Raw genomic sequence first — 25,472 nt, forward strand, 5'->3', positions numbered from 1 at the left:
TCCTTACTTACGGCCTTTGCGCTGCTTCTTAGGCTTGTCGCCTTTAGGCTCTACAGCGTTAGCTGCTGGCATTCCGCCTAGGATCTCACCTTTGAAGATCCAAACTTTAATGCCGATCACACCGTATTGAGTGTGAGCCGAAGAAGTTGCGTAATCAATGTCAGCACGTAGAGTGTGTAGAGGCACACGGCCTTCACGGTACCACTCTGAACGTGCAATTTCAGCGCCGCCTAGACGACCACTTACTTCTACTTTGATACCTTTAGCACCTAGACGCATAGCGTTTTGTACCGCACGCTTCATAGCGCGACGGAACATAACACGACGCTCTAGTTGAGACGCGATGCTGTCACCAACAAGTTGTGCATCTAGTTCAGGCTTACGTACTTCAGCGATGTTAATTTGCGCTGGTACACCTGCAATTTTAGCTACAGCTGCGCGTAGCTTCTCAACGTCTTCACCTTTCTTACCGATTACAACGCCTGGACGAGCAGTGTGAATAGTCACACGGATGCTCTTAGCAGGACGCTCGATAACGATACGTGAAAGAGACGCTTTTTTCAGTTCACTTGTAAGGAACTGACGTACCTTGAAGTCGCCGTCTAGGTTGTCAGCGAATTCTTTGGTGTTAGCAAACCATGTAGCATTCCAAGGCTTAACGATGCCAAGACGAATACCATTTGGATGTACTTTCTGACCCATTGCTTACTCTCCTAGTCTCAAGCGTCTGCAACAACAACAGTGATGTGGCTTGAACGCTTCAAGATACGATCCGCACGACCTTTAGCACGAGGCATAATACGCTTCATGATAGGGCCTTCATCTACGAAGATCTTTGCGACACTTAGGTCGTCAATATCTGCACCTTCGTTGTGCTCCGCGTTCGCGATAGCTGACTCAAGAACTTTCTTTACTAAGTCAGCAGCTTTTTTGTTGCTGAAAGTTAAGATTTCTAGAGCTTGGTCAACTGATTTACCACGGATTTGATCCGCAACTAAGCGAGCTTTCTGAGGCGAAATGCGAGCAAAGTTATGTTTAGCTAGTGCTTCCATCATCTACTCCTTAACGCTTCTTAGCTTTCTTATCCACGACGTGGCCGCGGTAAGTACGAGTTGGTGCAAATTCGCCCAGTTTGTGACCGATCATTTCGTCGGTTACGAATACTGGTACGTGCTGACGACCATTATGGACAGCGATGGTCAAACCGATCATCGTAGGGATGATCATTGAACGACGGGACCAAGTCTTAATAGGCTTTTTGTCTCCGCTTTCCACCGCTTTCTCTACCTTCTTCAGCAAGTGTAGGTCGATAAATGGACCTTTCTTGAGAGAACGTGGCATGGCGATTCCTCTTTATATAGATTACTTGTTACGACGACGTACGATGTACTTGTCAGTGCGTTTGTTCTTACGAGTCTTGAAGCCTTTAGTTGGCTGACCCCATGGTGATACTGGGTGACGACCACCAGAAGTACGGCCTTCACCACCACCGTGTGGGTGGTCTACTGGGTTCATCACAACACCACGAACGGTTGGACGAACACCGCGCCAGCGGCTAGCACCAGCTTTACCAAGTTCACGTAGCATGTGCTCAGAGTTACCAACTTCACCGATTGTTGCACGGCCTTCAGAAAGTACTTTGCGCATTTCGCCAGAACGTAGACGAAGAGTTACGTATGCACCGTCGCGAGCAACGATTTGAGCATATGCACCCGCCGAACGAGCTAGCTGACCACCTTTACCAGGCTTAAGTTCAACGTTATGAACCGTTGAACCTACTGGGATGTTACGCATTGGAAGTGCATTACCAGCTTTGATTGGTGCGTCTGCACCAGACTGGATAGCATCACCAGCTTGAACACCTTTAGGTGCTAGGATGTAACGACGCTCACCGTCTGCGTACAGAACTAGAGCGATGTTAGCGCTACGGTTTGGATCGTATTCTAGACGCTCAACTTTCGCTGGGATACCGTCTTTAGTACGTTTAAAATCAATTACACGGTAATGGTGCTTGTGACCACCGCCGATGTGACGTACTGTGATACGACCGTTGTTGTTACGACCACCGTTCTTAGAGTTTTTCTCTAGAAGAGGTGCGTATGGCTTACCCTTGTGTAGGTCAGCGTTAACAACTTTAACAACGTGACGACGACCAGGGGAAGTCGGCTTACATTTAACAATAGCCATTTCTCAACTACTCCTGTTATTCCGCGCCGCCAACAAAGTCAAGATCTTGACCTTCTTTCAAAGTAACGTACGCTTTTTTAACGTCGCTGCGGCGACCTTGGCGTAGACCTTGACGTTTGGTCTTACCCTTAGTGATAAGAGTATTTACAGACTTAACTTCAACTTCAAATAGCTTTTCTACAGCTGCTTTGATCTCATTTTTAGTTGCATCTTTAGCAACTTTGAAAACGATAGTGTTCGCTTTCTCAGCAGCCATAGTTGCTTTTTCAGAGATGTGTGGAGCACGTAGAACTTTTAGGATACGCTCTTCAGTGATCATGCTAGCATCTCCTCAACTTGCTTAACTGCTTCTGCAGTCATTACAACTTTGTCGAACGCGATTAGTGAAACTGGATCAATACCAGCTGCATCACGTGCATCAACTTTGTATAGGTTACGAGCAGCTAGGAATAGATTCTCATCTACTTCGCTAGTCACGATAAGCGCATCAGTTAGCTCAAGCTCTTTCAGCTTAGCGACAAGCTCTTTTGTCTTTGGCGCTTCTACTGAGAAGTTATCAACAACGATTAGACGCTCTTGACGAACAAGCTCAGAAAGAATGCTCTTCATAGCACCACGGTACATTTTCTTGTTAACTTTTTGGCTGTGATCTTGTGGTTTCGCAGCAAAAGTAACACCACCTGTACGCCAGATTGGGCTACGGATTGTACCAGCACGTGCACGGCCAGTACCTTTTTGACGCCATGGCTTAGCGCCACCGCCTGCAACTTCTGAACGTGTTTTTTGAGCACGAGTACCTTGACGAGCACCTGCTGCATACGCAACAACTACTTGGTGTACAAGAGCTTCGTTAAACTCACGTCCGAAAGTAGTTTCGGAAACAGTTAGTGCATCAGCACCTTTAACCATTAGTTCCATTACTTACTCCTGAGACGTTATGCTTTAACAGCTGGTTTAACGATCACGTTACCGCCAGTTGCGCCAGGGACTGCACCTTTAATAAGAAGCAGGTTGCGCTCAGCGTCAACACGTACGATCTCTAGGTTTTGAGTCGTTACACGCTCAGCACCCATGTGACCTGCCATTTTCTTGCCTTTAAATACGCGACCTGGAGTCTGACATTGACCGATAGAACCAGGAGCACGGTGAGACAATGAGTTACCGTGAGTCATATCTTGAGTAGAGAAGTTCCAACGCTTAACAGCGCCTTGGAAGCCTTTACCTTTAGAAGTACCAGTAACGTCTACTTTCTTAGTTTCGTTGAATAGTTCAACCGTTAGTTCTGCACCAACTTCGAACTCTTCACCGTTTTCCAAACGGAATTCCCAAAGACCGCGACCAGCTTCAACACCTGCTTTAGCAAAGTGACCTGCTTCTGGCTTAGTAACACGGTTAGCTTTCTTAGCACCAGTCGTTACCTGAATTGCTGCATAGCCGTCTGTTTCAAGTGTACGAACTTGAGAAACACGGTTAGCTTCAACTTCAACAACAGTTACTGGGATAGAAACGCCTTCTTCAGTAAATACGCGGGTCATACCCACTTTACGACCGATTAGACCAATCATTCTTCTAATCTCCCTTAACCTAGGCTAATTTGTACGTCAACGCCCGCAGCAAGGTCTAGACGCATTAGAGCATCAACAGTTTTGTCTGTTGGCTCAACAATGTCGATTAGACGTTTGTGAGTACGGATTTCGTACTGATCACGAGCATCTTTGTTAACGTGTGGAGAGATAAGAACTGTGAAACGCTCTTTACGAGTAGGTAGTGGGATTGGACCACGAACCTGTGCGCCAGTGCGCTTAGCTGTTTCAACGATTTCCGCTGTAGAAGCGTCGATTAGTTTGTAATCGAAAGCTTTTAGGCGGATACGGATACGTTGGTTCTGCATGAGACAGAGCTCCAAAATTAAAAATTACACAAACAATATCGCCACTCATACTCGAATAGCCGAGAGAATGCCGATTGATTTATGTGAAACCGTAGCATCCAAGATTAGGACGCATTGTCAGTTAATTTTCGATTAACTATCCCTACATGCCAGAGTCACCTCTGGGGATAGTTTTTCCGAAGAAAAGATAGCTAATTGTATTAACTGCGAACATAAGCTGAGTTTACATTACCTGAAAAATCTTATAGATAATTCAGCTCCTCGTTACTCATTGGTTCACAACTGGCTTAACCAGTGCGCCGCATTATACAGATCACGCTTTGACATGCAAGCACTGTTTGAAAAATAAACGCATCACACAGCCATAAGTCATTCGCTTTAATCTGCTAATAAAACAAAGCGCAGACTGGCTAACCCGTCTGCGCTTGAGTCATTTGATAAACGCTAACTTCATTAGGCTAATCGTTGACGCACCGCTTCAAATAGACAAACCCCTGAAGCGACGGAAACATTTAAACTAGACACGCTACCTGCCATAGGGATTTTGATTAAATCATCGCAAGTTTCACGAGTTAAGCGGCGCATACCATCACCTTCAGCACCCATTACAATGGCCAGTGGACCTGTCAACTTAGCTTGATAGATATCATGCTTGGCTTCGCCAGCAGTGCCCACAAACCAAATCCCCTGTTCTTGTAAGGTGCGCATAGTGCGCGCTAGATTGGTGACGCGAACAAGCGGCACGGTTTCCGCTGCGCCGCAAGCAACTTTACTCACGGTAGCGTTAATATTGGCCGACTTATCTTTTGGCACAATCACAGCAGCAACCCCTGCTGCATCAGCGTTACGTAAGCACGCACCAAGATTGTGTGGATCGGTCACGCCGTCCAAAACCAATAATAATGGCGCATCTTGTTTGGCAATAATGTCGTCCAAGTCATGCTCATTGAGCTGCTTGGCTGGTTTTACCTTGGCCATAATACCCTGATGATTCGCGCCACGCGCTTTGTCATCAAGTGTTTTACGCGCCATTTGCTGAATTGACACTCCGCACATTTGCAGCTGATTGATAATCGGCATTAGGCGGTCATCTTGACGGCCTTTTAGCACAAAGGCTTCGACAAAACGCTCTGGTTCTTTTTCCAATACTGCTTTTACCGCATGAATGCCGTAAATAAATTCATTAGTCATTAACTTATCCGATTAGTGTTTCTTAGCCCGTGCCTTCTTGGCTTTCTTACGTGGCTTTTTCTTATTTGCCTGATTAGAGGGCTTTTTCGACGCTTTTTTACCTTTGCCTTGATGCTCATCGTCATCTGGCCGTTTAGTTGCTTCAACTAAAGGTTTGGCTTTTCCTACACTACGCCTGCCGTTTGCCGCAGCATTTTTTTTCGCTTTAGCTTTTTGCTGCGCTTCTGCTGCACGCTTCTTCGCCGTTTTTCCTTTGCCGCGTAGCTTACGACTTGTTTCAACTAATTCAAAGTCTATTTGCCTATCATCTAGATTGACTGACAATACTTTCACTTTGACCGCATCGCCAAGACGATAAATCGCACCAAAACTCTCACCAATAAGCCTTTGACCTATTGGATCAAATTGATAGTAATCATTGGCAAGCGTTGAAATATGCACCAAACCATCAATATGCAGCTCGGTCAAACGAACAAAGAAGCCAAATCCGGTTACATTAGCAATAACACCGTCTAACTCTTCACCCACATGATCTTGCATGTACTCACATTTGAGCCAATCCGCTACCTCTCGGGTTGCATCATCAGCGCGGCGCTCTGTCATTGAGCACTGCTCACCGTAAAAATCCATATCATCGAACGAATAGTGATAGCCACCAGTTGGCGTCCAGCGATCTTTTAATGTGCCATTTTCTTTGGCGATAAGATATTTTATCGCCCGATGCAACAAGAGATCCGGATAACGGCGAATCGGCGAGGTAAAGTGAGCATAACGCTTAAGCGCTAGACCAAAGTGTCCACAATTATCGGCATTATAAACGGCTTGCTTCATCGAACGCAGCAGCATGGTTTGGATCAGCTCTTTATCTTGACGCTCACCAATTTGACGCACCAGATCTGCATAATCAGTTGGTGAAGGCTCAAGACCGCCTTTCAGATCGAGACCTAGTTCACTTAAAAAGTCGCGAAAGCCCATTAAACGCTCTTCTCCGGGCGATTCGTGGATCCGATACAAAGCCGGCTCCTTAGCTTTTTCAACCAAAGATGCCGAGGCAATGTTGGCCAAAATCATACACTCTTCAATGATTTTGTGCGCATCATTACGCACTACAGGCTCGATACTGTCTATCTTGCGCTCAGCATTAAAGATAAATTTGGTTTCAACCGTTTCAAATTCAATCGCACCGCGATGATCGCGTGCTCGTTTAAGCACCTTATACATCTTGTGCAGCTCTTCAAGATGAGGCACCAAAGGCTCATAGCGCTGGCGCAGCTCTTCATCACCTTCAAGAATATGATGGACCTTATTGTACGTCAGGCGCGCATGTGAATTCATCACGGCTTCATAATGCGTATAACCTGATAACTTACCCGATTCAGATACTGTCATCTCACACACCATGCACAGGCGATCCACCTGAGGGTTGAGCGAGCAAAGACCATTAGACAGCACTTCTGGCAACATGGGCACAACTTGAGAAGGGAAATACACTGAGTTACCACGATTAATGGCTTCTTTGTCTAACGCAGAATCTGGACGCACGTAATAGCTGACATCGGCAATTGCTACCCAAAGACGCCAACCGCCACTTTTTTTTGCCTCACAGTAAACAGCATCATCAAAATCTCGTGCATCTTCACCATCGATAGTCACTAAAGGCAATTCACGCAAATCAACCCGCCCTTGTTTGGCTTCTTCAGGCACCTCTTCACCTAGACCCTCGATTTGCGCATCGACTTCTTCAGGCCACTCATGAGGGATTTGGTGGGTACGAATGGCAATTTGTGTTTCCATACCTGGCGCCATGTTCTCGCCCAGCACTTCCACCACTTTGCCCATCATGCCACGCGTACGAGAATCGCGGTCGGTAATTTCAATCACCACCACATTACCCATTCTCGCTCCAGCACGCAGCTCATTAGGAATAAGAATGTCTTGGCTTAGCCTTGAATCATCCGGCACCACATAAGAGTACCCATATTCCATAAAGAAGCGACCAACGATTTGCCCTTGCCTTTCTTCCAGCACCCGCACCAAACGGCCTTCTTTTTTGCCTTTTTTCGAATTCTGTGTTGGTTGCACTAAGACAAAATCACCGTGAAGCAGGTTTTTCATTTGATGATGAGGCAGTAACACATCCCCTTCTTTGCCTATACTGCCTTCGGGACGCACCCAGCCATGACCATCTTTGTGGCCAATAACATAACCTTTAATCATCTCCAGCTTTTCTGGCACGGCATAACACTGACGGCGGGTAAACACTAGCTGACCATCTCTTTCCATCGCCCTTAATCTGCGACGTAAGCCTTCATACTGATCTTCACCCTTCAAATGCAGGGCTTCAAACAAGTCATTGCGATTGAACGGCACACCCGCTTGCTCGAGAAACTCAAGAATAAACTCACGACTGGGGACAGGATTGTCGTATTTCTCGGATTCGCGTTCAGCAAAAGGGTCGTTTGGGGTGTGTTCTGACATAGGCAGGCCTAATTCTACAAGGAAGGTATTTAAAGCTAGTATATCCGACTCAATTACTAAGCTACAGAAGTGTTAGGTCAAAATGCCAAATTGTTAGGCTATTTTCATTGTTTAAGGTGGGTAGGTCTGGTTTTTTTAAAGTACGAGTAAAAAATACGCTTCTACAACAGATCAGCTTTATAAGCTATTTATCAATTAATAGGTACTAGGAAACAGCCCAGAGTATCAGACTCCATTATTAAGTTGCACAACTAAACCCTTTGGGTTCTTACACATTTCAATGTAACACTCAGCATCAGCTAATATTTCCTCAACAATTCTATTATGCACTTTGTCCTGCTTCTCTCTAACTGTTTCGAGAACATGATGAATAAGATCATGAAAACTAATGTCTTCGTATTGTGCTATATAATCCGGCTGAGCTCTCTCTTGTGAGATAGTCAGCTCATAGTTTTTCGCTGGGTTCACAATTAGTATCGACTTTGCCAATTCAAATTTCTCATGTCCTGAATGTGCAGCAAAGCTATTGCGATATAGCATTACTTGGTCATGAACAACTCTATACTCTTCAGTAAACATTTTACGGTTTAGACGTGCTCGCCTTCCTGGGCAATTGGTGAAACATTTGGCATAGAATGTTAACGAAGATACAAATAGAGACTTAACCAAATTCCAAACTTCTCGATCAGTGCCATGTAAAACTCTGGACTTGTCCTTTTCTTCAGAAGGTAGAAATGTATCTATAGATTTTAACCAACCAAGAACCGTTTCTAGATCTTTTTCAATCAAAGAATAACCTGCTAACTGCTCGGATAACTTCGAATCTAATATGAAGGCTGGTAATTGCTTTCGCTTATAAAAATATTTTAGATGAATAGTCCCTGCTTCTTCATTCAGAGTTCTTTCAACGCGGATATTTTTACGTGTTTGGGACAACATATAGAGAACCTCTCTATCTTATATTGTTGTATAAATATCCTCATAAACTTATCTACACTTATCAGAACTTAATCTATACATATCAAAGATTTAAAAGTGAAGGTTAATATTAATGCACAAGGACTTTAGTTCATTCGGACCATTACAAAATAGACCTTCTCATAGAAATATCCTAGGTTCACATTTAAAGTCACATAAAAATGACAACCGCCAGTGCGCAAAAAAGTAGATAGGCGACAACACCACCAGCATAAGGAATTCGTAAGAACCACCACTAAAGCTCAGCGATTTGCGACAAGGTTTCGGGATAGCGTTGGACCAATTTAAGCAGCGTTACCGCTTGTCCATTTGGTGCACTTCGGCCTTGTTCCCAGCTTTCTAGCGTGCGAGATGAAGTGTGCAAGAGCCGAGCAAATACACCGCGAGACATATTAAACTGCTCTCGAAGACTCAAAATCTCTTCAGGTGAAATATTTAGTTCATTAATATCATCAACTTGATAGGTCTTTAGTGTTAGCTTACCTTCTGAATGCTGTTTGGCTTCAGAAAGAGCAGAGCTTAACTCTGCAAATAAATCACGATTGTTCATTGCGCCATGCCTCCATAAAAGCCTTAAGCTGTTTCTTTTGCTCTGCTGTCAAATCAGACACTTCATTTTTGCCATATATGGTGAGCAAATAAAAGCGTCGTTGTTCATCTAAAAAATAGTAAATAATACGAGAGCCGCCTCGTTTCCCCTTACCTTTACTTGCAACTCTAATTTTTCGTAAACCACCCGTTCCTTGAATGACATCCCCTTGTTTAGGGTTAGACATTATCTCTGCTTGGAAGAGTCTAAACTCTTCATCGCTGAGGTATTGGCTGCGATACTTTTCAAATATGCTGGATTCGACAAAAACACTTTTCATACAAAAATTATACGTGAATTACGTATAGATAACAAATAGCCTATCGCCTAGCTAATCTTTTTCTACATACCATATGAAAAAATCACCCGTGTGGGTGATTTTGTCTGAGTCAAACCTGAGTGCAGTCAGGATGAAATATAACTGGACGTTACCAAGAGGTTTCGCGTTTCTTCGCTCTGGCAATAATATTTTGCGGCATACGGCGTTCAAGCCCTTGGCGCAAAATCGAGATCCGTTTGTGGGTGCGTTGATCAGCGGTAACAGATGCGTAGAGCCATCGATAAGCATCTTCGTAGTCTAGCGGGCTGCCATAGTCTCGCAGCAGCAATTCAGCTAGGTGAATTCTGGCTTTTAAGTTACCCATGGCGGCGGCTTCCCGCAGGTAAGGAATAGCACGTTCTTTATCTTGTTGCACCAAGGTGCCCCGCGAGTAATAACGCCCAAGCTGCTCTAGTGCCGCAGGCAGACCTTGATGAGCGGCGTTTTCGATATAATAAAGCCCAAGCTCAACGTCTTGCTCAACACAAACACCCCACGCCAGCATGTCACCATATAAGAATTCGTACGAGGGCAAACTTATCCGAGTCGCCCGAGCAACGATATCTTCAACAATCTGACAATTATCGGCCTTAACTTGCTCTAGATGCTTATTTTCGTTAATTAGTTTTATTAGTTCAGCTTCGGTATAAATGGGTATCGGTTCACCAATATCGGTAAACTCATCGGCAACAGCCGCAGAAGCCCCAAACAGTAATACCATCGAAGCAGCTAACTTTCTTAGCTTCATCGTCTGCACTCTTTGACTTCGATAATGTGTTTATCTGCCTAATCAAGGCAGTGGCGTAATATCACGCCTTATGAACTCAAGATTGGCCTGCATTTCACCATCTTGAATTCTTTATCGACCTCGGCAGCTAAGTCTTTAATCAAAATTGCCGATGACTGGCAAAAAATTGCCACCTTAATAGTTAAGTATAGGCTTAACCACCAGACATAAAAAAACCAGCACTCTAGTGCTGGTTTTTCTCACTCTTCATACAAAGCAAACTTACGCTTGGTAAGGATGAACCTTGATGATGGTTTCGTTACGATCTGGACCGGTAGAAATGATATCTACGGGTACACCCGTAAGCTCTTCGATACGTTTAATGTAATCCAAAGCGGCTTGTGGTAGCGCTTCTAGAGACTTAGCGCCAAAAGTAGTTTCAGACCAACCAGGCATGGTTTCGTAGATTGGCGTCGCTGCTTCAAAAGATTCAGCCGCCATTGGTGATACTTCTAGAACAGTACCATCTTTCATCTTGTAACCAGTACAGATCTTGATCTCTTTTAGACCATCAAGAACATCTAACTTGGTTAAGCACATACCAGTTAACGAGTTGATTTGGATAGCGCGGCGCATAGCCACAGCATCAAACCAACCAGTACGACGCAAACGACCTGTCGTAGCACCAAACTCATGACCAACATCGCCTAAGTGTTTGCCTACAGGATCTTGTTTGTCTTGACCATCGTATAGCTCAGTTGGGAATGGACCTGAACCAACACGAGTACAATAAGCTTTAGTGATACCTAGAATATAACCAATATGGCGTGGGCCAAAACCAGAACCTGCGGCTACACCACCAGCGGTAGTGTTAGATGAGGTTACATATGGGTATGTACCGTGGTCGATATCAAGAAGCGTACCTTGAGCACCCTCGAACATGATCTTGTCACCGCGCTTACGAGCTGCATCCAGCTCATCAGTCACGTCCATAACCATGGAAGTGAGAAGCTCAGCATAGCCCATGCACTGCTCAAGAACCGCTTCATAGCTAACCGTTTCTGCTTTGTAGAAATGCTCAAGCTGGAAGTTATGAAATTCCATGACTTCTTTTAGTTTCTCAGCAAAGACTTCTTTATCGAAAAGATCGCCAACACGCAAACCACGACGAGCGACTTTGTCTTCATAAGCAGGACCGATACCACGACCCGTTGTACCAATTGCTTTTTTACCACGCGCAATTTCACGCGCGTTATCGATAGCAATATGGTAAGGAAGAATTAGAGGACAAGCTTCAGAAACGAAAAGACGTTCACGAACTGGAATGCCGCGCTCTTCAAGAGGTTTCATTTCTTTCAACAGTGCTTCTGGTGATAGTACGACACCATTACCGATAACACATTTGACGTTATCGCGAAGAATACCTGATGGAATTAAGTGAAGAACGGTTTTTTCACCGTCAATGACAAGAGTGTGACCTGCGTTGTGACCGCCTTGGTAGCGAACCACGTATTTTGCATCTTCAGTTAAAAGGTCTACGATTTTACCTTTACCTTCGTCACCCCATTGGGTGCCCAGAACGACTACGTTATTTCCCATCTTTCCAAGTCTGATTGCTAGTTAAAAATGGATTCTAGCACCGAATTACATTTGTTGCAGTCATTTTTTAATCATGAGCAAGCCATCCTTGGCTAAGCGACTGTGTAGTTTGAATTTAAACTCAATTTAAGGCTTACTCGTCGGCGTAAATCTTAACCATTAAACGCCCATCAAGGCCGATACTGGCACGATACATACCACTGGTATTCATAGAAAAATGTATTTCCCCATCGCCGTTTATAGCGATGACGCCGCCTTCTCCACCCATGGCTTTTAATTCACCATGGATAACCGCTTCACAAGCCTGCTGAACATTTTCTTTCAAATAGCGCATTCGCGCTGCAATGTCACTGGCCACTGTTTTGCGAATAAAATATTCACCCATGCCTGTGGCTGAGACAGCCAGATTACCATTTTGTGCATAAGTGCCTGCACCAATAATCGCCGAATCTCCTACGCGGCCATATTGCTTATTGGTGATCCCGCCAGTACTGGTCGCTGCCGCAAGGTTGCCTTGCTGATCAAAGGCCACAGCGCCGACCGTACCATGTTTACTATCATCAGGGTATTTAGACTCTGATAGCGCAAATAATCCCTTCTCTTTCATGGATTGCAATTGATCGTAGCGACGATCGGTGACGAAATAATCCTGTTCTGTGTAGGTATGTTGCAGCCCAAAAGCAAACTCTTCAGCCCCATCGCCAATCAGTAATACATGAGGACTATGCTCCATGACGTCGCGAGCTAATTCCACCGGGTTTCGAATATGGCGTACACCTGCCACTGCGCCAACTTTAGCGTCTTCACCATGCATGACCGAAGCATCCATCTCTACCATTTCTTTATGAGTCAAAACAGAGCCGCGCCCTGCATTAAAATGCTCTGAATCTTCGAGTACTTTAACCGCTGCTACTACCGCATCCATAGCATCACCACCATGAGCTAGTATCTCATGGCCTGCCCGAGCTGACTTTTCTAAATCACGACGAATTTCTTCATTTAGATCCTTACTCATTTGCTCACGCAAAATGGTGCCTGCACCGCCATGGATGGCAATTGAAAATGGTTTACTCACGTCTTGCTCCTGCATGCTGATAGGGTTAATTCTCCAGACAAACAAAAAGCGCAAGTTAATCTCTTAAACTTGCGCTTTGTTACAACCTTAATGGGCAGCTTTATTCTATTAGTGCGAGCTGCAGCTACCACTGCCACAGCAGTCATCGTGATCATCACCGTGATCGTGACTACCGCAGCTACCATCTGCTTGGTGAACATGACCATGCTCGATTTCTTCCGCAGTTGCTTCACGTACAGACACCACTTCCACATCAAACGTAAGAGTTTGGCCTGCAAGCATATGGTTACCATCCACCACAACTTCGTCACCATCGACTTCTGTTACTTCTACTGGAATCGGACCTTGATCAGTATCAGCTAAAAAGCGCATGCCTACTTCAATTTGCTCTACACCTTGGAACACATTGGCAGGCACACGTTGTACAAGCGCATCATTATGCTCTCCGTACGCTTCTTCAGGCGAGACAGTCACTGAAAACTGAGCGCCAGCTTCCTTACCTTCCAGAGCCGTTTCAAGACCTGTGATCAGGTTGTTGTTGCCGTGCAAGTAATCCAGTGGCGCTTCTGTTGTCGATTGATCAACAACCACACCATCCTCTAGCTTGACTTGGTAAGCTAGGCTGACAACTACATTTTTTTCAATTTTCATAATGACTCCAAGGAGATAAAGAAACGGAGCAAACTATTGCTCCGATTTACTGTTTTCTATGCCGCTATTATGGGGAACAATTACAGAAACTCAATTAATCCGGCTTAAAAATCCCGATCATCTCTTGTTTCGCATGTTCAGTTTTTTCCACAGCTTGAGGCTTACGTTGTTCTTGATATTCACACTCAACACACTCAACCAGCTCGATATTATTTTCTATCCACCAACGCAAAGTATCTTGCTGAGAACATTTAGGACAGCTAGCACCTGCGATAAATCTTTTTTTCATTGTGTTCATTCCAATACATCACCCATGGATCCCTCTGACGATACTTTTACGCATAGAAGGTAAACAGGGTTTGGAGTTAATCCCAAAAGTTCTTTGATTGTTGATCTTTTTCCATTTCCCGACCAAAGATTTCTTCCAGTTCTTTGCGGGCTTCTTTGGCTCTCATCGCCAATTGTTTGTCTTCGTGATGCTGAGGAAGCAACTCTTTCAACATGCCGTGATCAAGTTTTTTGAAATGCGCTTCCGCTCGTTTGGCTTGATAAGGGTGCATTCCAAGCTCCACCAATGCTTGGCGGCCAAGATCTAACGCGCCCAAGAAGGTTTCACGGGAATAATTTTCTACTCCGTGACTCATAAGCTGATACGCTTCGACACGACTTCGTGCACGGGCAAACAGCTTAAGATGCGGAAAGTGGTACTTACATAACTCGACAATTTTCATGATCTCTTCTGGCGAGTCGGTACATATCACCATGGCTTCAGCCTTACTTGCCCCAGCGGCCCTTAATAAATCAAGCTGGGTAGCATCGCCATAAAACACTTTATACCCGTATTTTCTCAATAAGTGAATCTGGCTAGCATCACTTTCTAATACAGTGACTCGGATTTTGTTGGCATACATTAAACGGCCGATAATCTGACCAAAACGGCCAAAACCAGCAATAATTACCCGTGGCTGACGATTAACAACATCACTACGCTTTAACCCTGACTCGTCAAAGTTTAACCCTCGCGCATACCACTTGCTTTGCGCCATCAAAAGAAGCGGTGTCGTCACCATAGATAAACTCACCACCACCAGCAAAAAGGCATTTTGCTCTGGGGCGATTAATCCTTCTTTACTCGCTGCGGTGAAGATAACAAAGGCAAACTCACCACCTTGACTTAAAATCGCCGCCATTTTGCTGCGTACTTTGGGCCGGCCACCTGACAATCTGGCCAAGAAGTAAAGAATCAATCCCTTGATAACAACTAAACCAATTACCGCCCCTAGTACATTAAGAGGCTCAAGAGCCAGCAAGCCCAGATTTACTGCCATTCCTACTGCGATAAAGAAAAGACCGAGTAATAGGCCTTTAAAAGGTTCAATAGCAATTTCTAATTCATGACGATACTCACTCTCAGCCAGCAGCACGCCAGCAAGGAAAGTACCCAAAGCCATCGACAGACCAAGATGCTTCATCAACAAAGCAATACCAATCACTAGCAATAATGCCGCGACTGTAAATAGCTCACGTACACCACTTAAAACCACATAGCGAAATAAAGGCCTTAGGAGAAAATGGCCTCCGACAAGCAGACCTATAACACCGCACAACATCCAGATGGCATCGGACCAATTACCAGCCGTGTTACCCGCCAGTATCGGAAGCAGGGCAAGCATTGGAATAACGGCAATATCTTGAAACAAGAGAACAGCAAAACCAGATTGCCCCGTTTCACTACCGGCAAGCCCTTGCTCTTCTATCACTTTTAAAGCGATTGCCGTGGAAGACAGCGCAAGCCCCATTCCTATTACTAAACTTGTTTGCCAACTAAGGCCGCAAAAATACGCCACAACGCCCAGCGCAGCTGTAGTGATGACAACTTGCGCCCCGCCCAGTCCCAAAATAGGCCCCTTCATCTGCAGTAGCTTTTTGGGGTTAAGTTCTAAACCAATCAAAAACAGCAGCAGTACTACGCCAAACTCGGCAAAATGCAAAATAGCTTCAACATCACTGATTAAGCTTAACCCCCAAGGGCCAATCACTACACCAGCCAGTAGGTAGCCAAGTACAGAACCAAGCCCTAGCCGCTGGGCAAGCGGCACTGCAATGACAGCTGCGGTTAAAAAAATCACACTGCTTTGTAAGAAATCACTTTCAAGTGCCAAACGGATCTCCTTCTACATTGAGGCTAGTCGCAAAATCTGTCGTGACATGGAGCAACCAACGGCGGTAGTTCTCCGCATGTTGATAGCGATCCATTTCAGTGATATTTCGTGCCCAATAAAGAACTAAAGGCTCTATCCAATGCATCTGGCACAAGGCTGCAGACAATTCAAACGGCTGGAGTATTTCTGACAAAGGATATCGGTTATAACCTTCACTACAGAAAGCTTCCTCGTTTCCCCCTGTGGTAATAATGCTACGCCAATACTTACCTTTGAGTGCTTCCCCCTTACCATAAGCAAACCCTTTGGCTAGCACTCTATCCATCCATTCTTTGAGAAGCGCTGGGCAAGAATACATATAAAGTGGATGCTGAAATACAATCACATCATGTTCTAGAAGAAGCCGCTGCTCGGCATCAACATCGATAAAGAAGTCAGGATAATAGGCATAGAGATCTCGTACCGTCACATGTTCTAACGACGCGATCTTTTTGACCATGACTTGATTTGCAACTGAACTGCGTGACTCTGGATGTGCATAAATCACCAGTACTTTTGCAACTTTAGGAGGTTCGTTGGTTAAATCATCTACCGCCATGTTTTAAGCAGTCATCCTTCTGTTTTCAAGACATAAGAGGTTTTTTATCTGTATGAGTTTGTTATACGTTGTTGTTAAGCATAACGCAATGATCGACATTTTATCTCATTCCACCTACTATTCGACGCGATAAGAGAAATATTAAATAATAAAGCATAAACTATGATTACCTTTTCTGACATCCAGCTCCTGCGTGGCGGTAAAGCCCTACTGGATAACACCTCAGCAACCATACACCCGGGCGATAAAGTCGGCTTAGTGGGTAAAAATGGCTGCGGCAAATCCACCCTGTTTGCCTTGATCAAAAATGAACTGTCCATAGACGCGGGTAACTTCAACTGCCCTTCGTATTGGGAGATGGCGTGGGTCGCACAGGAAACACCAGCATTAGAGCGCCAAGCACTGGACTATGTTATTGATGGTGATCGCGAGTATCGCCGCCTTGAAGCTGAACTAACCGCTGCAGAGCAAAAAGACAATGGCACCTTGGTTGCTGAGCTGCATGGAAAGATCGAAACCATTGGCGGCTATAGCATAAAAGCTCGCGCCGCTGAACTGCTTGACGGTCTTGGCTTTTCCCAACAGCAAATGAATTGGAACCTCACTCAGTTCTCTGGTGGTTGGCGGATGCGCTTAAACCTCGCTCAAGCGCTACTTTGTCGCTCCGACTTATTACTCCTGGATGAGCCAACCAATCACTTAGATTTAGATGCTGTGATGTGGCTAGAGCGTTGGCTACAAAATTATCCTGGTACCCTGATCTTAATCTCTCACGACCGTGATTTTCTCGATCCTGTGGTTGGGCGCATCATACATGTTGAAAATCAGCAGATGAACGAATACACAGGGAACTACTCATCATTTGAAGACCAGCGCGCGCAGAAGCTACTTCTCCAACAGGCTCAGTATCAGAAACAGCAAAAACAAATGGCGCACATGCAAAGTTATATCGATCGATTCCGATATAAAGCCTCAAAAGCTCGCCAAGCACAAAGCCGAATTAAAGCTCTAGAGCGAATGGAAAAAGTATTACCTGCACAGTTTGACAATCCGTTTAGCTTCGAGTTTCGAAAGCCCGATGCTCTGCCAAATCCGATTATTATGATGGACCAAGTATCGGCAGGTTATGGTGACAGTCTAATTTTAGAGAAAATTCGCCTCAACCTTGTACCTGGCAGTCGTATTGGTTTGCTCGGGCGAAATGGTGCAGGTAAATCAACTCTGATTAAATTGCTCTCTGGCGAGCTAAAAAGTCAGGCGGGTGAACTAACCTACTCCCAAGGCGTCAAAATCGGTTATTTCGCGCAGCACCAGCTGGAAACTCTACATCCAGAGGAAACACCGCTTCAGCATATGATGCAAATCGCACCAGATAAAAATGAACTGGAGCTAAGAAACTATCTTGGCAGCTTTGGTTTTCAAGGTGAAAAAGCACTAGATAAAGTGGCGCCCTTTTCTGGCGGAGAAAAAGCACGCCTTGTTCTAGCACTGATCGTCTGGCAAAAGCCAAACTTATTGCTACTCGATGAGCCGACTAACCACCTAGACCTTGATATGAGACAAGCACTAACACTTGCCCTGCAAACCTTTGAAGGCGCTATGGTTATCGTTTCGCATGACCGCTATCTACTGCGAGCCACCACTGATGATCTCTACTTGGTTCACAACAAGCAAGTCGCACCTTTTGATGGCGACCTAGATCAGTACTATAAATGGCTCACTGATCAACAAAAAGCAGAGCGCCGTGAAGCCCAGCCTACACCAACTGAAAAAAGCGCCACAAACAGTGCCGCCGCTAAAAAAGAGCAAAAGCGCCGCGAAGCAGAGTTACGCAAACAAACCGCGCCGATTCGCAAAGCAATAGCCAAACTGGAAACTAAGATGGACAGTTTAAACTCCACACTTAGCCAAGCAGAATTGCAATTGTCTGATAACTCACTGTATGAGTCAGAAAATAAAGCTAAACTTAACGGGGTGTTAGCAGCGCAAAGCCAAGCGAAAATTGAGCTTGAAGAAGTAGAATTAGAATGGATGGCACACCAAGAAGAACTTGAACAAATGGAACAGGAGTTTAATCACCAATGAACTCGAAGCACGTATCTGTGTCCCTAACCTTAGAACGCCTGTGGCAATTTAGCTTGCAATATTATGGCGTCCGAGAAGTCAAAGATGCGTGCCTTAATTTACAAAATCAGTTTAAGGGTAATGTTAACCTTTTGCTGCTCCTTAAGTGGCTAGACGAGCAGCAAGCAGCGTTCCTAGATGAAGACTGGCATAGAGTAGAAGAATGTCTGGGACGTTCTGAGGCCTTACTCCACAGCTACCGAGATTTACGCCGTAAGCTCAAATCACACGTTCCCGAAACCTTATATCGAGAGTCACTTCAATTCGAGCTACAACTTGAAAAGCAGCAACAATCTGATCTTGTTGATTGCATCAACAGTATCACGTTATTGCACAATCAAGGTGAACCACTGACCTTAAGATACTGCCGTCAACTTGGAGGAGAGCACTTACATCAAGCTTTTGCTCAACCAATTGAAGAAGTGGTGCCCAAATAGGAAGTATTATGACCCATTTTACTGCTGCTAGAGGTTTATCCAATCCGCACCTGCAAACATTGGCGCCGCGCTTTATCCGCAAAAAAGCGTTATTTGAGCCCATATGGCAAAGGCTAGAAACCCAGGATAACGACTTTCTCGACCTAGCATGGAGTGAAGACTGGCACGCAGAACAAGCCCAGAAAAAGCCTGTTTTTATTCTCTTTCATGGTCTAGAAGGCTGTTTCTATAGCCCTTATGCCAATGGCTTAATGCACGCTTTTGCCCAGCATGGCTGGCTAGCGGTAATGATGCATTTTCGTGGCTGTAGCGGCGAGCCCAACCATAATGCTCGCAGTTATCACTCCGGTGAGATAGAAGATGCGCGTTTTTTTCTCGAACATATTGACCGCCAGTTTCCCAATCAAAGAAAGATTGCTGTTGGCATATCGCTTGGTGGTAACATGCTGGCAAACTACCTCGCACAATATAATCAGGATCCCTTGCTCGAAGCAGCCACAATTGTTTCAGCACCACTGGATCTCTCGGCATGCTCCGCGCGCATTGAACAAGGCCTTTCTAAAATCTACAAAACCTATTTACTCTCTTCTTTGAAAAAAAGCGCACTGCAAAAGCATCACTTAATCAAGGGAGAATTAGATGTTTCCTATCAAAGCATCAAACGCGTAACCAAACTGTATCAATTTGATGATTTAATTACGGCGCCTTTGCATGGATTTAAAGGTGCTGATGACTATTATCAGCGTTGCTCTGCCATTCACAAACTCCAAGATATTCGTCTTCCTTTGCAAATCATACATGCGAAAGACGACCCCTTTATGACAGAGGCGGTTATCCCTAAGTACGCTCTGCCAAGCAATATAGACTATCGACTATCTGAGCAAGGTGGTCACGTTGGCTTTGTAACTGGAAGTGCCATAAAGCCGAGATTTTGGCTCGAAGAGACATTGCCTACTTACTATCAAAGCTTGGTATCATCTAGCTAACGCTTTTACTATTGCCGAACATAAAAGAAAGAGGTATTTATGATCGTTCCTTGGCAAGACATTGCCCCAGAAACTTTAGACAATTTAATCAAAGAGTTTGTCCTTAGAGAAGGCACAGATTACGGCGCTGTAGAAGCCTCATTGCAAAACAAGATAGATCAAATAAAACAACAACTTAAATCTGGTGATGCTGTCGTGGTTTTCTCTGAGCTGCATGAAAGTGTTGATATTCAACTTAAGCATAAATTTTCCTTTTAAAGCACTGCATACACTATTGTCTTTGCAAAGCATGTTATAGTGAAGTGCAACAGTGGACAGTTATTCATAGACAAGGGTTGTCATGTCAGCAAAACATCCAGTTATCGCCGTTACTGGCTCGTCAGGTGCAGGTACTACCACCACATCTGAAGCTTTTCGCAAAATGTTCAATATGATGAAGGTCAAGCCAGCTTGGGTTGAAGGAGATAGCTTTCACCGCTTTACTCGCCCCGAAATGGATGTTGAAATTCGCAAAGCTCGCGAACAGGGGCGACACATCAGCTATTTTGGCCCTCAAGCCAATGACTTCCCTGCCTTAGCTGAATTTTTCCGCAAATATGGCAATGAAGGTACAGGCAAAGTTCGACGTTATCTCCATACCTTTGACGAAGCGGTTCCCTACAATCAAATGCCCGGTACTTTTACCCCTTGGCAAGAGCTACCAGAAAGCTCTGACGTGCTGTTTTATGAAGGCTTGCATGGTGGCGTTGTCGACGGTGAAGTTAACGTCGCGCAGCATGTGGATTTTTTGATAGGCATGGTGCCTATCGTCAACCTTGAATGGATTCAAAAATTCGTGCGCGACACCCGCGACAGAGGACATTCACGAGAGGCTGTGATGGACTCAATTGTTCGCTCAATGGATGATTATCTTAATTACATCACCCCGCAGTTTTCTCGCACTCATATTAACTTCCAGCGAGTGCCTACCGTCGATACATCAAACCCACTAAACGCCAAAGGCATCCCAAGCCTTGATGAGAGTTTTGTTGTTATCCGCCTTCGGGGAATAAAAAATGTCGACTTCCCATATCTACTGGCAATGATAGATGGCTCATTTATGTCACGTCACAACACCATAGTTGTACCCGGTGGAAAGATGAGTTTTGCCGTCGAGTTGATAGTTAGGCCAATACTTCAGCAGTTGATAGAAACGGGAAAAATTGGTTAAGACTTACTTTGTATACAGGATTACTTTTGATTGCGTGATCAGGCGCACACTTTTGTACACAAAATAGCCAAGTGAAGGCGATTAAAATCAAGAAATCAATTCAAAAAAAAGATACTATTTGAAACAGAAACAAAGATGGCTTGCAGCATTTGAAAAGTGCTCTTATCCTAATAAGTCTTGATTCAAGGCTTAGCTAAAACATGGAAAGAAGCAAGCGTACCCTGCAGAGGAAGTGAGATATTATGGTTCTAGGTAAACCTCAAACTGATCCAACATTAGAATGGTTCCTTTCACACTGTCATATTCATAAGTACCCATCTAAGAGCACACTGATCCACGCTGGTGAGAAAGCGGAAACGCTTTACTACATAGTCAAAGGTTCAGTTGCGGTACTTATTAAAGACGAGGAAGGCAAGGAAATGATCCTGTCGTACCTAAACCAAGGTGACTTTATCGGTGAGCTTGGTTTGTTCGAAGAAGACCAAGAACGCACAGCGTGGGTTCGAGCAAAATCACCTTGTGAAGTGGCAGAAATTTCTTTCAAGAAATTCCGTCAGCTTATCCAAGTAAACCCTGATATCCTAATGCGCTTGTCGGCTCAAATGGCAAGTCGTTTGCAGGTAACCAGTCAAAAAGTCGGAGATCTTGCTTTCCTTGACGTAACTGGCCGTATCGCTCAGACACTGCTGAATCTTGCGAAACAACCAGATGCCATGACGCACCCTGACGGCATGCAAATCAAGATCACTCGTCAAGAGATTGGCCAAATAGTTGGCTGTTCACGCGAAACGGTTGGCCGCATCTTAAAGATGCTTGAAGAGCAAAACCTGATTTCAGCACATGGTAAAACGATCGTCGTATACGGCACTCGATAACCATTGTTCTACACATAAAGCCGAGTTCATGATTGGACTCGGTTTTTTTCTTATTTGTTAATTAGCTTGCTCTATCCTAACCTTAGTTTGAATTTCAACAGTAACTTTCAGGCAGGATGGACTCATGATTTTAAAGCTACTTTCTTCGCTGGTATTGGCTTTCAGCCTAGTTTTTTCATCAATCTCAATTGCCCAAACGACCATAATTCACCCTATCCCACGGGAAGGTTCTGAGCTAGACCAGTACGCCATCGACCTCATTCAGTTTCTTGTGGATAAATCAGGCGAAGGGATTTTGCTCCAACCTTATAAAACACCTGTTGACTCACAATCACGTAAAGTCACTCTGCTCAAAGAAGGCAAAATTACGGTAGATTGGCTAGGCGCCGATAAGACCCTTGAGCAAGAGCTACTTCCTATTCGCTACCCAGTTTTTCGAGGTCTCCTTGGCCATCGTATTTTTATCACCAATAAAACCACTGCAGCCAAACTAGGCAATATAAACAGCATAGAGGAATTGCGTAAGCTTGGTATGATACAGGGGCAAGGCTGGGCAGATGTAAAAGTCTTAAAATCCGGCGGGTTTAAAGTAAGAGAAGTGCCTAGCTTTGATAATATCTTTCGTATTGTCGATAGCGAACGTACCGATTTGTTCCCACGAGCCGTTATCGAACCCTACAGCGAAGTTACCCAGCGCAGTCAATTATCCAATCTAGTGGTTGATGACAAACTGATGCTGATTTACCGCTTTCCTATGCTGCTGTTTGTGAGCCCTAAGAACCCTGAGGTAGCAGCTACGCTCAAAAAAGCGTTCGAAGCTTCGTATCAAGATGGTTCATTTGTTGAGTTCTTTGAAAAAGCACCTCTAGTGAAAAAAACCTTCGAGCAAGCGGGTATTAAAAGTAGAAAAGCGTTTAGTATAGATAACCCCCACCTAAGCGAAGAAACGCGTTCGATCCCAGACCAATATTGGCTTAGTGTAACAGAATAGAAAAAGGCGCCTTAAATGGCGCCTTTTTATTCAGAAGTCTGTGCATCCCCACTCAAGACTCGTTATTTGTGCTCTCAAATATCTTATCAGCCGATGCAGCGACAAACCCAGGATATAATTCACCATTACTCATAGGATAGCGTTTAGCAAATTCATAAAAGCCGCCAGGGACTATCTGGGAGCCTTCTGTGAAAGATACTGGCACTTTATCTGCCATGGTCGAGGATTGCTCAAGTAACACGTCTGATGAGCCTTTGACCTCACCGCCTGATTCATTAATTGTAAACCCAGCTTGGCGCAAATGGTCATTAACCTGTTTTGCTTCATCGAACGCAGTCAGTTGATTGACACTCACAGTAAAGTGGTTGGCTCCATAGCCGTGAGCAGCAAGCCAAGCAGCGTATTCACTTTCTTTGGCAAGTTGTTGGTAATCTTCAAAACTGAGTTGCCAAAGACGGCCAGAAGATAAAAACTCAAAGCTTGTCAGTTTGCTAGTATCAATCTGATCGACCAACCTCTTGACTATGCTCTGCAATTGCGGCGAACACTCTTCTACTTTTAGCTCACTAATAAAGACTTTAGGTTGCTTAGGATCTGGGTGTTCGTAATGTTTCGCCAGCAATTTTTTCGCCTCAAATTGGTAATCTCCACATGGAGTGTAACCAACATCAATAAAGGGCTTGGCTATCGCTTCCATACCAACTGGGCTTAAATTAAAAGTTCGCAGAGCGATATGGTCGTTAATCAGGGGCTCGCTTTCTTGCAATAATTGATGAATTTTATCTGCTGAGGGGCATAAGCGCTGAATATAGTCATTCCATAACGACTGAAATAAAACATCTGGCGTCATAACGCCTCCTTGTCTAGTTTATTAGGTTGATAGTCAGCTCGCTGGCTCAGCGAGCTGACCCTTTTCGCTAAAGGTACTATGTGTACTAGTTATAACTCCACACCAGGACTCAGTGTTTCAGGTAACACGGTTTGATCGCCCTCCATCGAAGCCATTGGATAGGCACAATAATCAGCCGCATAATACGCACTTGGACGAAGGTTACCTGAAGCGCCAGGGCCGCCAAATGGCGCATCACCACTTGCCCCTGTCAGCTGGCGGTTACGATTAACAATACCTGCGCGGATATGGTCGACAAAATATTCCCACTCGCTATCATCGGTGGAAACAAGCCCTGCGGATAAACCAAAGCGCGTATCATTGGCAAGCTCGACCGCTTTTTCTAGACCTTGGTATCGAACGACTTGCAGCAAAGGACCAAAATATTCTTCATCTGGCAGCTGCGCAATTGGTGTGACGTCTATGATACCTGGAGTGACAAAAGCAGCTTCACCTGCTTTAGCCTCTAACAAGCTTTGACCTCCAAGCTTAACCAGATTCGATTGAGCCTGAAGAATAAAGTCGGCTGCCGCTTTTGAAATTTGTGGCCCCATAAAGGGTGCAGGCTGCGCAAAAGGTTGATCAACATGAATCTTTTGCGTTGATTCAATCAAATTAGAAACTAAGGCGTCCCCTTTTTCCCCCAAAGGAACATAAAGGCGACGTGCACAAGTACAGCGCTGGCCTGCACTAATAAATGCCGACTGAATAATGGTGTATACGGTTGCATCTAAGTCACCATATTGCTCAGAAATCACCATAGGGTTGTTGCCGCCCATTTCCAAAGCCAGCATTTTGTCTGGTTGACCAGCAAACTGACGATGCAGGATATGACCGGTATTGGCACTACCAGTAAACAACACACCATCAATACCTTTGGATTCAGCCAATGCAACGCCTGTTTCTTTAGCACCTTGAACCAAGTTAATCACGCCGGCAGGCAGACCTGCTTGTTGCCATAACTTCATTGCGAACTCGCCTGTTAGCGGCGTTTGCTCCGATGGTTTAAATACCACAGTGTTACCGGCAAGTAAGGCTGGGACTATATGGCCATTTGGCAAATGACCAGGGAAGTTATAAGGACCAAATACCGCCATCACACCCAAAGGACGATGACGTAAAACAATCTGGTTACCTGCCGCTTCACGTTGCGCTTCACCTGTGCGGTCATGATAAGCACGAATTGAAATAGCGATTTTACCCACCATCGCGGCCGCTTCCGTTCGGGTCTCCCACAAAGGCTTACCGGTTTCTTTAGCGATAATCTCTGCGATTTGCTCACTGTTTTCTTTCACTTTCTCAGCAAAAGCTAGCACGATTGACTCACGCTCTATATAGCTGCACTTTTTCCAGCTTAAAAAAGCGTTTCGAGCAGCACTGACCGCTGACTCAACCTGCTCGGGAGAAGCACTTTGTCCTTGCCAAATTACTTCGTTGTTGTAAGGGCTGGTGGAATTTATTGCTGCGCCATGCCCATCCAGCCACTCACCTGCAATCCAATGTGTCATATGATTA

The 25,472-nt window shown here is 44.8% G+C and carries 29 protein-coding genes; 7 read left to right on the forward strand and 22 right to left on the reverse strand.

The genetic code is table 11. The annotated features are described in order from the left end of the window. Positions 1–3 precede the first annotated feature (3 nt). The 20 genes from rpsC to kefG form a co-directional block, all read right to left on the reverse strand. Entirely contained in the window at positions 4–702 is a 699-nt protein-coding gene (gene rpsC, locus FIV01_RS13185) for a 30S ribosomal protein S3 (protein WP_114787361.1), read from the reverse strand. Between the two features lie 17 nt (positions 703–719). Further along, complete coding sequence (gene rplV / locus FIV01_RS13190) at positions 720–1,052, reverse strand: 50S ribosomal protein L22 (RefSeq protein ID WP_114787362.1); 333 nt, start codon at positions 1,050–1,052, stop codon at positions 720–722. 10 nt (positions 1,053–1,062) lie between these two features. Next, complete coding sequence (rpsS, locus tag FIV01_RS13195; protein ID WP_042485188.1) at positions 1,063–1,341, reverse strand: 30S ribosomal protein S19; 279 nt, start codon at positions 1,339–1,341, stop codon at positions 1,063–1,065. A gap of 21 nt (positions 1,342–1,362) precedes the next feature. Continuing rightward, on the reverse strand, positions 1,363–2,187 hold the full coding sequence (gene rplB / locus FIV01_RS13200) for a 50S ribosomal protein L2 (protein WP_114787363.1): 825 nt from the start codon (positions 2,185–2,187) through the stop codon (positions 1,363–1,365). A gap of 16 nt (positions 2,188–2,203) precedes the next feature. Beyond that, positions 2,204–2,506, reverse strand: a complete 303-nt coding sequence (rplW, locus tag FIV01_RS13205; protein ID WP_114787364.1) for a 50S ribosomal protein L23 — start codon at positions 2,504–2,506, stop codon at positions 2,204–2,206. Next, the gene (rplD, locus tag FIV01_RS13210; protein WP_152431377.1) at positions 2,503–3,105 is read right to left on the reverse strand and encodes a 50S ribosomal protein L4; all 603 of its coding nucleotides are present in this window, start codon (positions 3,103–3,105) and stop codon (positions 2,503–2,505) included. The genes rplW and rplD overlap by 4 nt, the downstream gene beginning before the upstream one ends. Before the next feature lie 17 nt (positions 3,106–3,122). After that, positions 3,123–3,752: a 50S ribosomal protein L3 gene (rplC, locus tag FIV01_RS13215; protein ID WP_152431378.1), complete on the reverse strand. Its 630-nt coding sequence runs from the start codon at positions 3,750–3,752 to the stop codon at positions 3,123–3,125. A 14-nt stretch (positions 3,753–3,766) separates the two neighbouring features. Continuing rightward, positions 3,767–4,078, reverse strand: coding sequence for a 30S ribosomal protein S10 (rpsJ, locus tag FIV01_RS13220; protein ID WP_001181007.1), 312 nt, complete (start codon positions 4,076–4,078; stop codon positions 3,767–3,769). Between the two features lie 453 nt (positions 4,079–4,531). Beyond that, complete coding sequence (gene rlmB / locus FIV01_RS13225) at positions 4,532–5,269, reverse strand: 23S rRNA (guanosine(2251)-2'-O)-methyltransferase RlmB (RefSeq protein WP_152431379.1); 738 nt, start codon at positions 5,267–5,269, stop codon at positions 4,532–4,534. 12 nt (positions 5,270–5,281) lie between these two features. After that, positions 5,282–7,747, reverse strand: coding sequence for a ribonuclease R (gene rnr / locus FIV01_RS13230; RefSeq protein ID WP_152431380.1), 2,466 nt, complete (start codon positions 7,745–7,747; stop codon positions 5,282–5,284). A gap of 225 nt (positions 7,748–7,972) precedes the next feature. Beyond that, positions 7,973–8,686, reverse strand: coding sequence for a hypothetical protein (locus FIV01_RS13235; protein ID WP_152431381.1), 714 nt, complete (start codon positions 8,684–8,686; stop codon positions 7,973–7,975). Positions 8,687–8,960: 274 nt separating this feature from the next. Beyond that, positions 8,961–9,275, reverse strand: coding sequence for a helix-turn-helix domain-containing protein (locus FIV01_RS13240; protein ID WP_114787371.1), 315 nt, complete (start codon positions 9,273–9,275; stop codon positions 8,961–8,963). Next, positions 9,262–9,594, reverse strand: a complete 333-nt coding sequence (locus FIV01_RS13245; protein ID WP_152431382.1) for a type II toxin-antitoxin system RelE/ParE family toxin — start codon at positions 9,592–9,594, stop codon at positions 9,262–9,264. Before FIV01_RS13245 ends, FIV01_RS13240 begins: the two co-directional genes overlap by 14 nt. A gap of 148 nt (positions 9,595–9,742) precedes the next feature. Beyond that, positions 9,743–10,381 (reverse strand): flagellar protein MotX, encoded by a 639-nt coding sequence (motX, locus tag FIV01_RS13250; RefSeq protein WP_114787373.1) that lies wholly within the window; start codon positions 10,379–10,381, stop codon positions 9,743–9,745. A gap of 261 nt (positions 10,382–10,642) precedes the next feature. Then, the gene (locus FIV01_RS13255) at positions 10,643–11,959 is read right to left on the reverse strand and encodes an adenylosuccinate synthase (RefSeq protein ID WP_152431383.1); all 1,317 of its coding nucleotides are present in this window, start codon (positions 11,957–11,959) and stop codon (positions 10,643–10,645) included. A gap of 133 nt (positions 11,960–12,092) precedes the next feature. Continuing rightward, on the reverse strand, positions 12,093–13,034 hold the full coding sequence (locus FIV01_RS13260) for an isoaspartyl peptidase/L-asparaginase family protein (RefSeq protein WP_152431384.1): 942 nt from the start codon (positions 13,032–13,034) through the stop codon (positions 12,093–12,095). Positions 13,035–13,142: 108 nt separating this feature from the next. After that, on the reverse strand, positions 13,143–13,685 hold the full coding sequence (slyD, locus tag FIV01_RS13265) for a peptidylprolyl isomerase (protein WP_152431385.1): 543 nt from the start codon (positions 13,683–13,685) through the stop codon (positions 13,143–13,145). Between the two features lie 94 nt (positions 13,686–13,779). Next, the gene (locus tag FIV01_RS13270) at positions 13,780–13,974 is read right to left on the reverse strand and encodes a YheV family putative zinc ribbon protein (RefSeq protein ID WP_152431386.1); all 195 of its coding nucleotides are present in this window, start codon (positions 13,972–13,974) and stop codon (positions 13,780–13,782) included. 76 nt (positions 13,975–14,050) lie between these two features. Then, on the reverse strand, positions 14,051–15,847 hold the full coding sequence (gene kefB, locus FIV01_RS13275; protein ID WP_152431387.1) for a glutathione-regulated potassium-efflux system protein KefB: 1,797 nt from the start codon (positions 15,845–15,847) through the stop codon (positions 14,051–14,053). Continuing rightward, positions 15,837–16,445, reverse strand: a complete 609-nt coding sequence (gene kefG / locus FIV01_RS13280) for a glutathione-regulated potassium-efflux system ancillary protein KefG (RefSeq protein ID WP_152431388.1) — start codon at positions 16,443–16,445, stop codon at positions 15,837–15,839. The genes kefB and kefG overlap by 11 nt, the downstream gene beginning before the upstream one ends. 162 nt (positions 16,446–16,607) lie before the next feature. Here kefG and FIV01_RS13285 point away from each other — a divergent pair, with 162 nt between their 5' ends. The 7 genes from FIV01_RS13285 to FIV01_RS13315 all read left to right on the forward strand — a co-directional run bounded on the left by FIV01_RS13285 (position 16,608) and on the right by FIV01_RS13315 (position 23,068). Then, complete coding sequence (locus FIV01_RS13285; RefSeq protein ID WP_152431389.1) at positions 16,608–18,530, forward strand: ABC transporter ATP-binding protein; 1,923 nt, start codon at positions 16,608–16,610, stop codon at positions 18,528–18,530. Further along, positions 18,527–19,006 carry a TIGR02444 family protein gene (locus FIV01_RS13290; RefSeq protein WP_152431390.1) on the forward strand — a complete coding sequence of 160 codons (480 nt, stop codon included), beginning with the start codon at positions 18,527–18,529 and terminating at the stop codon, positions 19,004–19,006. Before FIV01_RS13285 ends, FIV01_RS13290 begins: the two co-directional genes overlap by 4 nt. Positions 19,007–19,014: 8 nt before the next feature. Beyond that, a complete protein-coding gene (locus FIV01_RS13295; RefSeq protein ID WP_152431391.1) occupies positions 19,015–19,992 on the forward strand; it encodes a hydrolase in 978 nt (325 codons plus the stop codon). A gap of 39 nt (positions 19,993–20,031) precedes the next feature. Next, the gene (locus tag FIV01_RS13300; RefSeq protein WP_152431392.1) at positions 20,032–20,250 is read left to right on the forward strand and encodes a YheU family protein; all 219 of its coding nucleotides are present in this window, start codon (positions 20,032–20,034) and stop codon (positions 20,248–20,250) included. A gap of 82 nt (positions 20,251–20,332) precedes the next feature. Next, positions 20,333–21,202: a phosphoribulokinase gene (locus FIV01_RS13305; protein ID WP_114787384.1), complete on the forward strand. Its 870-nt coding sequence runs from the start codon at positions 20,333–20,335 to the stop codon at positions 21,200–21,202. A gap of 242 nt (positions 21,203–21,444) precedes the next feature. Continuing rightward, positions 21,445–22,077 carry a cAMP-activated global transcriptional regulator CRP gene (gene crp / locus FIV01_RS13310; protein WP_004410522.1) on the forward strand — a complete coding sequence of 211 codons (633 nt, stop codon included), beginning with the start codon at positions 21,445–21,447 and terminating at the stop codon, positions 22,075–22,077. Between the two features lie 124 nt (positions 22,078–22,201). Continuing rightward, positions 22,202–23,068 carry a type 2 periplasmic-binding domain-containing protein gene (locus FIV01_RS13315; protein WP_152431393.1) on the forward strand — a complete coding sequence of 289 codons (867 nt, stop codon included), beginning with the start codon at positions 22,202–22,204 and terminating at the stop codon, positions 23,066–23,068. Between the two features lie 52 nt (positions 23,069–23,120). Here the strand turns inward: FIV01_RS13315 and FIV01_RS13320 are convergent, their stop codons facing one another. Further along, positions 23,121–23,918, reverse strand: coding sequence for a DUF1338 domain-containing protein (locus tag FIV01_RS13320; RefSeq protein WP_152431394.1), 798 nt, complete (start codon positions 23,916–23,918; stop codon positions 23,121–23,123). 89 nt (positions 23,919–24,007) lie between these two features. Continuing rightward, positions 24,008–25,465: a succinylglutamate-semialdehyde dehydrogenase gene (astD, locus tag FIV01_RS13325; RefSeq protein WP_152431395.1), complete on the reverse strand. Its 1,458-nt coding sequence runs from the start codon at positions 25,463–25,465 to the stop codon at positions 24,008–24,010. Positions 25,466–25,472 lie beyond the last annotated feature (7 nt).

It is taken from the genome of Vibrio aquimaris, from assembly GCF_009363415.1.
GTDB lineage: Bacteria > Pseudomonadota > Gammaproteobacteria > Enterobacterales > Vibrionaceae > Vibrio > Vibrio aquimaris.